The 12,630-nt window shown below is 73.7% G+C and carries 13 protein-coding genes; 5 read left to right on the top strand and 8 right to left on the bottom strand.

The features are described from left to right. Positions 1–123: 123 nt before the first annotated feature. Both AC07BF_RS25305 and AC07BF_RS25300 read right to left on the bottom strand, forming a co-directional pair. The gene (locus tag AC07BF_RS25305) at positions 124–714 is read right to left on the bottom strand and encodes a lytic polysaccharide monooxygenase (protein ID WP_363585827.1); all 591 of its coding nucleotides are present in this window, start codon (positions 712–714) and stop codon (positions 124–126) included. A gap of 209 nt (positions 715–923) precedes the next feature. Then, on the bottom strand, positions 924–1,955 hold the full coding sequence (locus AC07BF_RS25300; protein WP_478333949.1) for a medium chain dehydrogenase/reductase family protein: 1,032 nt from the start codon (positions 1,953–1,955) through the stop codon (positions 924–926). Between the two features lie 133 nt (positions 1,956–2,088). On the opposite strand from AC07BF_RS25300, the gene AC07BF_RS25295 reads away from it, so the two are divergent. After that, positions 2,089–2,769 carry a TetR/AcrR family transcriptional regulator gene (locus AC07BF_RS25295; protein ID WP_363631729.1) on the top strand — a complete coding sequence of 227 codons (681 nt, stop codon included), beginning with the start codon at positions 2,089–2,091 and terminating at the stop codon, positions 2,767–2,769. Positions 2,770–2,844: 75 nt separating this feature from the next. On the opposite strand, the gene AC07BF_RS25290 is transcribed toward AC07BF_RS25295, so the two are convergent. Both AC07BF_RS25290 and AC07BF_RS25285 read right to left on the bottom strand, forming a co-directional pair. Then, positions 2,845–3,207 carry a hypothetical protein gene (locus AC07BF_RS25290; protein WP_363624569.1) on the bottom strand — a complete coding sequence of 121 codons (363 nt, stop codon included), beginning with the start codon at positions 3,205–3,207 and terminating at the stop codon, positions 2,845–2,847. A 178-nt stretch (positions 3,208–3,385) separates the two neighbouring features. Next, complete coding sequence (locus AC07BF_RS25285) at positions 3,386–3,613, bottom strand: hypothetical protein (protein WP_063350359.1); 228 nt, start codon at positions 3,611–3,613, stop codon at positions 3,386–3,388. A 439-nt stretch (positions 3,614–4,052) separates the two neighbouring features. Here AC07BF_RS25285 and AC07BF_RS25280 point away from each other — a divergent pair, with 439 nt between their 5' ends. Then, positions 4,053–4,256, top strand: coding sequence for a cold-shock protein (locus AC07BF_RS25280; RefSeq protein ID WP_063350360.1), 204 nt, complete (start codon positions 4,053–4,055; stop codon positions 4,254–4,256). A gap of 353 nt (positions 4,257–4,609) precedes the next feature. After that, positions 4,610–6,052, top strand: coding sequence for a DEAD/DEAH box helicase (locus AC07BF_RS25275; protein ID WP_478318522.1), 1,443 nt, complete (start codon positions 4,610–4,612; stop codon positions 6,050–6,052). Between the two features lie 78 nt (positions 6,053–6,130). Here the strand turns inward: AC07BF_RS25275 and AC07BF_RS25270 are convergent, their stop codons facing one another. From AC07BF_RS25270 to AC07BF_RS25260, 3 genes are all read right to left on the bottom strand, one after another. Then, on the bottom strand, positions 6,131–7,009 hold the full coding sequence (locus tag AC07BF_RS25270; RefSeq protein WP_478333948.1) for an alpha/beta fold hydrolase: 879 nt from the start codon (positions 7,007–7,009) through the stop codon (positions 6,131–6,133). A 161-nt stretch (positions 7,010–7,170) separates the two neighbouring features. Next, positions 7,171–7,581, bottom strand: a complete 411-nt coding sequence (locus AC07BF_RS25265; RefSeq protein ID WP_363585821.1) for a hypothetical protein — start codon at positions 7,579–7,581, stop codon at positions 7,171–7,173. Between the two features lie 222 nt (positions 7,582–7,803). Beyond that, positions 7,804–8,733, bottom strand: a complete 930-nt coding sequence (locus AC07BF_RS25260; RefSeq protein ID WP_363585848.1) for a glutaminase — start codon at positions 8,731–8,733, stop codon at positions 7,804–7,806. Positions 8,734–9,019: 286 nt separating this feature from the next. On the opposite strand from AC07BF_RS25260, the gene AC07BF_RS25255 reads away from it, so the two are divergent. Further along, positions 9,020–11,113, top strand: a complete 2,094-nt coding sequence (locus AC07BF_RS25255; protein WP_363585820.1) for a HelD family protein — start codon at positions 9,020–9,022, stop codon at positions 11,111–11,113. A 41-nt stretch (positions 11,114–11,154) separates the two neighbouring features. Here the strand turns inward: AC07BF_RS25255 and AC07BF_RS25250 are convergent, their stop codons facing one another. Beyond that, positions 11,155–11,856 carry a DUF3152 domain-containing protein gene (locus tag AC07BF_RS25250; RefSeq protein WP_363585819.1) on the bottom strand — a complete coding sequence of 234 codons (702 nt, stop codon included), beginning with the start codon at positions 11,854–11,856 and terminating at the stop codon, positions 11,155–11,157. 437 nt (positions 11,857–12,293) lie between these two features. Here AC07BF_RS25250 and AC07BF_RS25245 point away from each other — a divergent pair, with 437 nt between their 5' ends. Continuing rightward, entirely contained in the window at positions 12,294–12,509 is a 216-nt protein-coding gene (locus AC07BF_RS25245) for a heavy-metal-associated domain-containing protein (RefSeq protein WP_363585818.1), read from the top strand. Positions 12,510–12,630: the final 121 nt, after the last annotated feature.

Raw genomic sequence — 12,630 nt, 5'->3', positions numbered from 1 at the left:
CCCCCCCCCCCCCCCCCCCCCCCCCCCCCCCCCCCCCCCCCCCCCCCCCCCCCCCCCCCCCCCCCCCCCCCCCCCCCCCCCCCCCCCCCCGGGGCCGTCAGTGCGGTGCAGCGGTCAGGACCGTCAGAACTGGACGTCGGTGCAGGAGTAGAAGGCGTTGCCGGTGTCGGCGACGTCCCAGACCGCCACCACCACCTGGTGCCCGGTACGACCGCTGGGGAGGGTCGCGGTGTGGGTGGTGGTGGCGGCGGGCTGGCGGCCGTTGTAGGGGACGGTCAGGAAGGGGGTGAGGTCCAGGCTGGCCCGGGTGATCGGCTGGCCGGCGTCGTAACCGGGCTTGGTGAGGTAGTACCTGAAGTTCGTGGTGGAGTGCCGGGCCTCGATGTACCAGGTGAAGGTGAGCTGCTGGCCCGCCGTCACCCGGGTGGTCGGCCAGGTGCCGTTGCGCGGGTCGTCCAGCGGGGCCCAACGGGCGTCCCCGCCGGCGCAGATGGTGCCGTCGGCCGGGCCCCGGCCGGGGAAGCCCTTCGGGCCCTCGACGCTCTGCGGTTCCCACTGGATGTCGCCGCAGTCCCACGGCACCCCGCCCGCTCCGCAGAGCGCGGACCGGCTGGGCGGCAGGTTGATGTAGCCGTGCGACTGGGCGGGCAGGGCCAGCACGAGCGGGAGCGCGATCGCGGCCGCGGCCGCGCCGGCGAGATGACGTTTGCGCATGGTGCTCCTCCGTGGGGGTGGATGGAGTGTGCGCCCGACGTAGGGCGCGCGCGTGGGGGCGCGGCCGAAGATCGTGGCATGCCTGCGTCAGGTCGGTGCTGACACCGTAGAAGCCCCCGTCCGGGCCGTCAATGGTCTGAACCATTGCCGGGTCATTGCCGGGTCATTGCCGAGTCGTCGCCGGGCCCCGTGCCCCCGTGCCCCGCGGGTCAGGGAACCAGGACGATCTTGCCGCTGACGGTCCCGGACTCCGCCAGCCGCAGGGCCTCGGCCGCCCGGGCGAGCGGGAGCCGGGCGGCGATCCGGGCGGTGACGTCACCGCGGGCGACGGCGGCGAACACCTGGGCGAGGTCGGACCGGAGGCGGGCGCGGAAGCGGTCCCGGCCGAGGGCGCGGCCGGCCCAGATGTTGTAGAAGTGGGCGCGGCGGCCGTTGGGCAGGGTGTTCCAGAGCCAGGTGCGGGCGAGGATCTTCAGCACGGGCCACTGCTTGGAGCCGGTGTCGTCGCGGGTGGAGGCGCTGCCGTAGGCGACGAGCGTGCCGCCGGGGGCGAGCAGGCGCCAGGAGTCGATCACGCTGCGCCCGCCGACGTGGTCGAACACGGCGTCCACCCCGCCGGGCGCCAGCTCCCGGACCCGGGCCGCCACGTCCTCCGTGCGGTAGTCGACCGGGGTCGCGCCGAGCTCCCGCAGGGCGTCGTGGTGTCGCGCGGACGCCGTGCCGATCACCTGCGCGCCGGCCGCGCGCGCCAGCTGGACCAGGACGGAGCCCACCCCGCCGGAGGCGCCGTGCACCAGGATCCGCTGCCCGGCGCGCACCCGTGCCCGGCGGTGCAGCAGCTGCCAGGCCGTGATGCCGTTGACCACCACGGTCTCCGCCTCGGCTGCGGTGAGGCCGTCCGGGACGGGCACGGCGTCGGCGGCGTCGACGGTCACGTGGCTGGCCCATCCGCCGACCTTCATCAGCGCGGCCACCCGCTGCCCGGCCAGCCCCGGGTCGACGCCCTCGCCGATGGCCAGCACCCGGCCGACCAGGTCGTAGCCGGGGACGAACGGGAACGGCGGCTGGTCGTAGTACCGGCCGCGGCGCATCTGCTGCTCGGCGAACGAGACGCCGCTCGCCTCCATGGCGATCAGGACCTGCCCCCGGCCGGCCCGCGGTACGGCTCCGTGCCGGATCTCCAGGCCCTCCGGCGCCACGATGCCCGGCAGTACGACCTGGACGAGGCGTTCGGTGTCCATGACGCCCTCCTTCTCGGTAGATGTTGTTGCCTTCGTTAGAAGTTATAACGAACGGCGTTGGTGAGAGTCAAGAGGGGGAGTGATAGCCTCTAACGAGATGGTGATGTCGTCGTCGTGAGGTCTGGAGGCGGCCATGGGCGCGTCGGATGTGAGGACTCCCCGGGAGCGCTACCGCGCCCAGGTGCAGGAGGAGATCAAGGAGCGGGCCTGGGAGCAGATCGCCACCGCCGGGGCCTCCGCGCTGTCCCTCAACGCCATCGCCAAGCGGATGGGCATGAGCGGCCCGGCCCTCTACCGGTACTTCGCCAGTCGCGACGAGCTGATCACCGAACTCGTCCGGGACGCCTACCGGAGCCTCGCCGACGCCTTCCAGGCCCGCGCCGCCGCGGGTACCGACGTGGCCGGGCTGGCGCAGGCCCTGCGCGGGTGGGCCCTGGACGACCCCCAGCGGTACCTGCTCGTCTACGGCACCCCCGTGCCCGGCTACCGGGCGCCCGAGGACACCACCCGGATCTCCGTCGAGATCATGGCCGTCCTGCTCGATGCCTGCGCCGCCGAACAGCCGCCCGTCGAGAAGTCACCCGCGGAGCAGTCACCGGCCGTGCCGCCGTCCCCGTTCGACGCCCACCTCGCCGAACACCGGGCCTGGGCCGGGGGGCACCCGGCCCCGCCGGCGGTCCTCCGCCTGGCCCTCGCCGTCTGGACCCGGCTGCACGGCGTGCTCTCCCTCGAACTCGCCGGCCACTTCACCGGCATGGGATTCGACCCCGCCGAGCTCTACGCCGCCGAACTCCGCTCGCTCACCGGCCGCTGACGGCGCGGCGCGGGCCCGTGTTCGCGGACGGACAGGGCCCCGGGCGGCCGTGTGGCGCCCGGGGCCCGTCGGAGGTCAGGCGTCGGAGTAGCTGAGGTCACCCACCGTCCAACTGCTCACGTCCTCGATGGCGATCCGGTACATGCCGCCGGTATGGGGCAGTCCGAAGTCGCCCTGGAGGATCCGCGCCCGGTGCAGGTGCAGGTGCGTCGGCCGTGCGGGCGCGCCGGCGGAGGGCGGGGAGAAGAGGGCGGCGAACGGCTTCAAGTGCTGTGAGGTGTGCAGGACTTCCGACACCCGCTCGAACCAGAGGTCCATCGGTGCGAGCCGGCCGGTGATGACCGCTCCGGGGACGACCACGGTCAAGGACATCTGGTTGCTGTGCTCGGACTCCACCATGGCGGCGATGTCAACGAGGAGCTCATCAGAGTTCGACATGCACCCAGACTATTGCGCCGCCGCCGGCTTCGGTGGCCTCGTGCACGGTTCGGCGCAGGCCGGGCGCGTGACCGTGCGCGCGGCCTGTCCTACGGCCTACGCACGGTCCGGCGTCCTGGGGAAGGTCTCGTGGATCGTTCCGGGGCCCGGGCCCTGGTGTCCCGGGGGGAGCCCCGGGTCAGAGCTTCCACATCTCGGCGTACGGAGGGGTGAGTCGCTCCTGGCGGGAGCCGAAGTCGACGAGGACCGCGATGTCGCTGCCGTCCTCGACGTCGACGACCCGGCCGAGGCCGTGCTTGTCGTGGGTGACCCGGTCGCCCGCGGCGAACCGCTTGCGGGGCACCTCGGCCGGGGCTTTGAAGGGACTGGTGGGCAGGTGGCGCCGGACTGCCGGTGATTTCGTCATCCCGATCAGTATGCTCCGAAAAACCGGGGAGTGGACCCTTCCGGAGGGCCGGAACCCCGCCGGGTGACAGGGCACGACCAGCCGGCCCTGGCTCGGCGGACCCGCCCGGCCCGAAAAAATTCTTCGCCCGACCGGGCCCCGCCGCCGGTGTCCCAACTGCCGTGGCGGCACCACCCGTTGCCGAGCCCGTCGGCGGGCGAGCCGCTCCCGTGGGGGAGGGGCCGGAAAGACCGGCCGCGGAATGTCCACCGCGACGAGCCCGGGCCTGCTACAGTCGATTTAGTTGCAGTAGTGGTTCCCATGAACTTTGTGTGCGCCTGCTGATGTATTGCAGGCGCATTTTTTGTTTTCCGGCTCTTTCCCCGGCGGGTGCTCATCGCGGCGACTCGACGGTCCGCACGGTGCGGACTTCGTACAGTCTCTCGAAGGAGATTTTTTTATGGCTACTGGTACCGTGAAGTGGTTCAACGCGGAAAAGGGCTTCGGCTTCATCGAGCAGGAGGACGGCGGCGCTGACGTCTTCGCCCACTACTCGAACATCAACGCCCAGGGCTTCCGTGAGCTGCTCGAGGGCCAGAAGGTCGAGTTCGACGTCACGCAGGGCCAGAAGGGCCCGCAGGCCGAGAACATTCGCCCGCTGTAGTTCTCTGCCACGGCACTCGCCTGGTAGCGAGGGGCCCGCACCGTGCACTACGCCCGGTGCGGGCCCCTCGGCCGTTCCACCCCCGAATCGCCTCCGGCCGTCCTGGCCGCCAGGCCGCCCCGGCCGTACCGGGCCCTGTGGATCCGCCTTCGGCCGTCGTCCGCCGTCCCGCGCGGGCCGTGTCGCGCCGACCGCGCACCGGCGCCCGCCCACCGGCGGCTGCACCGTCCATGCCTCGCCCGGCCGCATCGTTCGCGCCCCGCCCGGCACATCTCCGGCCCGTTTCTTGTGATCTCCGCGCGCCCGTGCAGCGGAGCCTTCCTCGCGACGTGCCGTCTTGAGGAAGGTTCCGTATGAACCGCTCGAATCGCCCGTCGCACCGCAGCCCGCACCGCCGGACCGGAGCCCCGAACCGGGCCCAGGGCCGCTCCTCCCAGCAGGAGTTCGAACTCCCGGTCAGCGCCACCCCCGCCCTGCCCGCCGTCGAGTCGTTCGACGAACTGGACATGCCCGCGGCCCTGTTGAAGACGCTGACCCGCCAGGGCGTCACCTCGCCGTTCCCCATCCAGGCCACCACGCTGCCGAACTCGCTGGCCGGCCGTGACGTGCTCGGCCGGGGCCGGACGGGCTCCGGCAAGACCATCGCCTTCGGCCTCGCGGTGCTGGCCCGCACCGCCGCCCGTGCCGCCGGCCGCAGGGCCGAGCCGGGCAGCCCGCTGGCCCTGGTACTGGTCCCCACCCGCGAACTCGCGCAGCAGGTCACCGAGGCGCTCACCCCCTACGCGCACTCGGTGCGGCTGCGGATGGCGACCGTGGTGGGCGGGATGTCGATCGGCCGCCAGTCCCAGGTGCTGCACCGGGGCGCCGAGGTCGTCGTCGCCACCCCCGGCCGGCTGAAGGACCTGATCCAGCGCGGTCACTGCCGACTGGACGACGTCGGCATCGCGGTCCTGGACGAGGCCGACCAGATGGCCGACCTCGGCTTCCTGCCGCAGGTCACCGAGCTGCTCGACCAGGTCTCCGCCGACTGCCAGACGCTGCTCTTCTCCGCGACCCTGGACCGCAACGTCGACCGGCTGGTGCGCCGCTTCCTCAAGGACCCGGTCACCCACTCGGTGGATCCGTCGGCCGGAGCGGTCACCACCATGGAGCACCACGTGCTGCATGTGCAGAACCACGACAAGAACACCCTGATCGTCCGCATCGCGGCCCGGGACGGCGGGGTGATCATGTTCACCGACACCCGGGACCGTGCCGACGCGCTGGTCGATGACCTGCTCGCCAACGGGGTGAAGGCCGCGGCCCTGCACGGCGGCAAGTCCCAGCCCCAGCGCACCCGGACCCTGGAGCAGTTCCGCACCGGCCAGGTCACCGCGCTGATCGCCACCAACGTCGCCGCGCGGGGGATCCACGTGGACGGCCTCGACCTGGTCGTCAACCTGGACCCGCCGGTCGACCACAAGGACTACCTCCACCGGGGCGGCCGCACCGCCCGGGCCGGCGAGTCCGGCACCGTCGTCACCCTCGTCCTGCCCAGCCAGCGCCGCCAGATGGCCCGGCTGGCGGCCACCGCCGGGATCGCCCCCACGGCCACCCGCGTCCACTCCGACGACGACGAACTCGCCCGCCTCACCGGCGCCCGCGTTCCGACCGGCATCCCCGTGACGATCCCCGACCCGGTCGTCGAGCGTCCCCGCCGCTCCGCCCGGGGTGCCGTCGGTGGCGGGCGCCGCCGCCCTGCCGGCGCTGCCGCCGCCCGTCATCCGCGTTCCGTGAGGTCCGCCGCGCGGTCCTGACCCGGTTCGTGCCGGTCCCGGTACGACGGCCCCGTGCTCCTCGCCCCGACGGGCGGTGGAGCACGGGGCCGCTCGCGTTCAGGCCCGGGGCGGGCCGCCTTCCTCGGCGAGGAGGAAGTCGAGGGCCGGCCGGGTCCGGTCCCTGAGCAGGTGGCCGACCTCGGGGAGGAAGGTGACCGACACCCGGGGGGCGGCCCGCTGGAGCCGGCGGCGGGTGCCGTGGGAGTCGATGAGCCGGTCGCGGCCACCGATGGTGACCTGCACCGGCATCTCCAGGCCCGCGAGGTCGTCGTCGGTGACGACCGGCAGCTTCTCCCGCCGCGGCCGGAAGTGCTGGTGGATGAGCAGCACGTACTCGCCGAAGGCGCGTTCCTCTGCCGTGGGCGGGACGGTGGTGGGGGCGGGGCCCAGGGCCAGCCTCAGCATCGTGCGCCGCCCCCAGTCCCCGAACGGCAGCACGAACAGTGCGGCGACCAGGACCCCCCGTTTCTGGCGGCCGATCCCGCAGGGGCAGCGCAGCGCCAGCCGGTCCACCCGCTGCGGGCGGCGGATGGCGTAGTCGAGGGCCAGCAGCCCGCCCAGCGACGTCCCCACGAAGGCGGCGCGTTCGACGCGCAGCGCGTCCAGCACGTCGTCCAGCCACAGCGCGTGCGCGTCGGAGTGCAGTTCGGGGCGCACGGGGGCGCTCAGGCCGGGCTCGCCGATCACGTCGACGGCGTAGACGCGGAAGTGGCGGGCCCACAGGGCCACGTCGTCCGCCCACATCGCCGCGTTCGCCCCGGACCCGTGCAGCAGGACCAGGGGCGCCGCGTCCTCGGAGCCGCAGGCCAGGACGAAGGTCGAACCCTGGCGGGTGGGGACGTGCAGCCGTTCGGCGGGCACGGGCCAGCGGTCCAGGAGGGCGGTGTACTCCTGGGCGAGGACGCGGGCGCCCGCGTCGGAGGTGTAGATGGTCATGCCGTACTCCAGCTCGCTCGATAGGTTGGTATCTATCCTTAAGCTACCGTGAGGAGTGAAGTAAAGGTGATTTTAGGGAGTGATGGGGAGTGGATCACCTTGGGTGGAAACGACTCCGGCCCGGCCGCCGTGGGGGCGACCGGGCCGGGAGGCGGGAAGGCTCAGGAGCGTTTGGGCGGCAGCACGGCCAGGGCGAGGAGGAGCACCAGGACGCCGCCGCAGGCGTTCCAGAAGCCGTTCTCCAGATCGCCGATCCCGAGCGAGAGCGGCTTCACCTCCCGTCCCTTCTGGTACACCCAGAGCACGCCGGTGACCACCGCGACCACGGCGGCCAGGAGCAGGCCCGGGCGCGAGCGCACCAGCAGCGCCAGCACCGCGATCGCCGCGGCGACGGCCAGGAGCAGGAACATCGACATGCCGGTCGACGTGGTGCGGGTGGGTGACATGCCCCGGAACAGGTCGGCGACCGGTACGGACCTCGGATCGCTCTTGGCGTACCAGGGCTGGAACGAACTGAGCACCAGCCCTGCCGCGCCGGCCAGGGCCAACAAGCTTGCTACGACGGTTCGCATGGGACGGGACCCCCACTTTCCTCTTGGTCGTGTTCCTCATGGCCGGCCGATCGTCATCACGATCGGCGCCCCCGCCTGGAGCATGCCATGGACAACCGGCCGGTCGGTGCCCAACAGTCGGATCAACGCCACAAGTTGGGCGACGGCCGGGTGTGGCGCGCGAGCCCGCGGAGCGCCGGAGCGGCGGAGCGGCGGGGCGGCGGTCGGGAGGCCGTCGGGAGGTCAGAAGATCGAGCAGCCGGAGAGGGTGGTCAGGGCGTCCAGGGCGGTGACCGCGGCCACCGAGTTGCCGGCCTGGTCCAGCCGGGGGCCCCAGGCGCAGACCGCGGCCCGCCCGGGCAGTATGGCGAGGATGCCGCCGCCCACGCCGCTCTTGCCCGGCAGCCCGACCCGGAAGGCGAACTCGCCCGCCGCGTCGTAGGTGCCGCAGGTGAGCAGGACGGCGTTGACGCGCTTGGCCTCGCTGCGCGACATCAGCCGGGTGCCGTCGGTGCGCACCCCGTAGCGGGCCAGGAAGGAGCCGGCCAGGACCAGGTCCCGGCAGCTGGCGGACACCGCGCAGTGCGCGTAGTAGTGGTCGAGGACGGTCTCGACCGGGTTCTCCAGGTTGCCGTGGCTGGCGATGAAGTGGGCCAGGGCGGCGTTGCGGTGGCCGTGCTCGGCCTCGGACGCGGCCACGACCGGATCGGTGTCGAGCAGCGGGTTGCCGGACTCCCGGCGGAGGAACTCGCGGACCGTCCCGGCGGCGTCGCCCGTCATGGTCTGCAGGCGGTCGGTCACCACGAGCGCGCCGGCGTTGATGAACGGGTTGCGCGGGATGCCGTGCTCGCTCTCCAACTGCACCAGCGAGTTGAAGGGATTGCCGGACGGCTCCCGCCCCACCCCGCGCCAGACCGTGTCCCCGCCGTACGCCAGGGCCAGTGCCAGGGTGAACAGCTTCGAGACGCTCTGGACGGAGAACGGCTGCTCCCAGTCCCCGACCCCGTACAGCTCGCCGTCGACGGTGGCCACCGCCATGCCGAAGGCGTCCGGGTCGACCGTGGCGAGGGCCGGGATGTAGTCGGCGACATGCCCTTGGTCGCCGGTCGCCCGCGCGGCCGCCGCCGCGGCATCCAGCAGCAGCCGGTAGTCGAGGTTCTCTCCGGCGGGCATACCGTTCAACGCTGTTCCTCCATGGGCACGATCAGGACCACGACCTGGTCCGATACAGGATTATCCGTGCTCCGGCATGCGCGGATGAGCACCGAGGGCGAGGTCGGCGCCCGCGGGAGGGGCGGCCGGGGAGGCCTCGGGCGTCCGTCGATCCCCGGACCCGCCCAAAACACAACTCGGTCATTCTCTTAACTGGGTTCAGTTATGCTGCTCCGTGCGTACGTGCTGCGGGCGCACGGCCGGGCGGAACCGGTGGCAGGGAAGTGACGGGGAAAGGGGTGCGGCGATGGCGGGAGACCTCCGGCGCGCGGACGGCGAGCGGACGGCGGCCGGCCTCGACGGGGAGCTGGAAGGCGAACGGGCCCATGTCGAGGCCTGCCGGGCGGCACTGGCCCGGCAGGTCGAGGACGCGGACCACCAGGTCGTCGCCGCGGAGGACGTCTCCGGCGACGGTGCCGGCGCGGAGGCCCTCGGCCGCTACCTGCGGACCCGGGCCCGGCGGATGCGGGAACTGCCGCAGAGCCCGGCATTCTTCGGCCGGCTCGACTTCGACGACGCCCCGGAGACCGGCGACCACCGGCGCCAGCGCTACCACGTGGGCCGCCGCCGGATCTCGGCCGACCCGGCCGCGCCGCCGCTGGTGATCGACTGGCGGGCCCCCGTCTCCCGGGCGTTCTACCAGGCGAGCGCCGACCGGCCGCTCGGCCTCGCGAGGCGACGGCGCTTCGGCTGGGCGCCGTCGAGCCCCGGCGCGCCCGAGGACCTCACCGGCCTGGAGGACGAGTACCTGAGCCGCGCCGAGGCGCGGGGTGGGCGGCGAGGCGCCGGCGGCATCCTCACCGCCGAGATCGAACGCCCACGGACCGGGCCGATGCGTGACATCGTCGCCACCATCCAGCCCGAGCAGGACACGCTGGTGCGCGGCGGGCTGACCGAGTCGGTGTGCGTCCAGGGCGCGCCGGGCAGCGGCAAGACCGCCGTCGGCCTGCACCGCGCCGCCTACCTGCTCTACACCTTCCCCCAGCGGATCCAGCGCGGTGGCCTGCTGGTCGTCGGCCCGAACCCGACCTTCCTGCGCTACATCGCCGAAGTCCTGCCCGCGCTCGGCGAGATCGACATCGCCCAGTGCACCGTCGAGGACCTGGTGGCCACGCACCCCGTCCAGGCGGACGACGACGAGCGGGCCGCCGTGGTCAAGCAGGACGCCCGGATGGCGGCCGTGCTGCGCCGGGCGCTGTACGGGCGGGTCGGCGCGACCGGCTCCGAGGCGTTGGTCGTCCCGGACGGCTCCTACCGCTGGCGCGTCCCGGCGGACGAACTGGACCGGATGGTCGCCGAACTGCGCGAGCAGGACGCGCCGTACGCGATCGGCCGGGAAAACCTCCGCACCCGGGTGGTGGCCGCACTCCAGGACCGGGCCGAGCGGCGGTCCGGGATCAAGGGTGGAGCCTGGCGGACGAGGATCGGCCGCTGCCGGCCGGTGGCGGCCTTCCTCGACGCGGCGTGGCCCGCGCTGCGCCCGGAGGCGGTGCTGGCGGCCCTGCTCGGTGACCCCGCCGTCCTGGCCGAGGCCGCGGACGGCCTGCTCGCCCCGGCCGAGCAGGCGGCGATCCGCTGGCACCGGCCGCCGCGCTCGCCGAAGAGCGCACGCTGGTCCGGGCACGACCTGCTGCTGCTCGACGAGGTGGCCGGGCTGATCGAGCGGCCGGCCGGCTTCGGCCACGTGGTGGTCGACGAGGCGCAGGACCTCTCGCCGATGCAGTGCCGGGCGATCGCCCGCCGCAGTGCCTTCGGTTCGCTCACCGTCCTCGGCGACCTCGCGCAGGCGACCGCGCCGTGGTCGGCGCGCAGCTGGCCCGAGCAACTGGCCCACCTGGGCAAGCCGCAGGCGGCCGTGGTCCCGCTGACCACCGGTTTCCGGGTGCCGGCGGCCGTGCTGGCCCTGGCCAACCAACTGCTCGCCGCGCTGGACGTGGGAGTCCCGCCGGCCCGCTCGCTGCGCCAGGACGGCGAACTGACGGTACGTCAAGTCGGTGACCCGGGGCGGTCGGTGGTGGAGGCGGTGCGCGGCGCGCTGGAGCGGGAGGGGTCGATCGCGGTCATCGCCGCGGACGCGGAGGCCCCGGGGGCCGCCTCGGCACTGCGGGAGGCCGGGGTGGCGGCCGCGTCGGCGGCGGAGGTCGGCACCCCGGCGCGGGTCACGGTGCTACCGGCCTCGCTGGTCAAGGGACTTGAGTACGACCATGTGATCGTGCTGGAGCCCGCCGCCATCGTCGAGGCCGAACCGCGCGGCCTGCACCGCCTCTATGTGGTCGTGACCCGGGCGGTGTCCCGGCTGGACGTACTGCATGCCCGTCCGCTGCCGGCCGCCTGGTCCTGACGCCAGCCGGGCGGCCGGCCGCGGACGGGAGGGGTGGGCCGTCAGGGAGCGGAGGTGGGGGCCTGGACGGGCGGGCCGGTGAGCAGGGTGCCGGTGTCGGAGTAGGGCCAGCCGTTCGGGACGCAGCCGTGCAGGCCCTTGATCTGCTGCATCATCACCGGTGCCGGCGCGCCCGCGCCCGGGCAGTCGACGTGGCCGTTGCCGAGGATGTGGCCGACCTCGTGGTTGACGGCGAGCGCGTGGTAGAGCTCGGGCTTGCCGACGTAGAACTCCGACAGCTCCGTCCAGCGCTTGAGGTTGATGACGACCTGGTGGCCCACGCCGCAGTTCACCGTGCCGCCGGTGTCCAGGCCGTACTGGCCGCAGATCCGGTCGGTGGTCTCCGGGGTGGCCAGGTAGACGGTGAAGTCCACCGGGTCGGCGGGCATGCGCTGGAAGGAGGCGGTGCCACCGGCGGCCCAGCCGTACTGGACGTTCCCGAGGACCGCGTCGACCTCGGTGGCGAACTGCCCGGGGCTCTCGGCGATCCCGTTCTCCGCCCGCACCTTGTAGCGGTACAGGTGCTCGCCGGTGCCGAAGCGGGGTGAGTCGCCGGCGGCCGTGGTGAACTGCATCGGCTTCTGCCCCTCGCCCGGGGCCCACGGGTGCCACCACAGCAGGCCGGCGGTCACGGCGCCGGCCACCACCAGGGCGAGCGCGCCGTGCCAGAGCCGCAGGCGCCGGAATCCGGTGAACCTCTTCATCGGCTGCCCCCGGCTGCGAGGCGCGCCCTCGCTCCGGTGGTCGGGTCGGGTCCGGTGGACCCGCCGGGTATGGAGGTGTGGGGCGTCGGGGTGGGCATGGCGGTGAAGGGCTCCTGGGCGGGTCCGGTCGGGATCAGACGAGTCTAGGCGGAGTTCGGACGGGTTCAGGCAGGTTCGGACGGGGTTCGGTCGCGGAAAGGAAGGGCGTTATGGGGAGGAACGGGCGAAAGCGGACCACCGGTTCAGCCGGTCGGTGACGACCCGTCGGTCGCGCGGACCGATCGGTTCCCGGAACCACTCGAAGGTGCCACCCGTGCGGCGTGTCCCTCGGCGTCGGCGGCGCTTTCCGCTGTCGTGGTGCACGTTGATCACCGGCCGCGTCCGAGCGGGCCCGGCCGGGCTTCCCCACCCCACCCCACCTCACCGGAGGCACCACCATGTCCATCACCACCGTCCTCACCGTCGACGGCATGAGCTGCGGCCACTGCGAGAGGACGGTCAGCGCCGGGCTGGCCGCCCTCCCCGGCGTCACCGGGGTCAGCGCCGACGCGCCGACCGGCCGCGTCACCGTGGCGTCCGCGCAACCGCTCGACGACGCCGTGCTCCGTGGCGCGGTCGCCGGGGCCGGGTTCACCTTCGTCGGCCGGGGCTGACCCGCCCCCGGCAACCGGCCGAGGGGGAGGGGCGGCCCGGGGGGGGGGGGGGGGGGGGGGGGGGGGGGGGGGGGGGGGGGGGGGGGGGGGGGGGGGGGGGGGGGGGGGGGGTGGGGGGGGT

It is taken from the genome of Kitasatospora sp. NPDC043950 (genome assembly GCF_056435345.1).
This window is presented reverse-complemented; position numbering and strand designations above follow the sequence as displayed.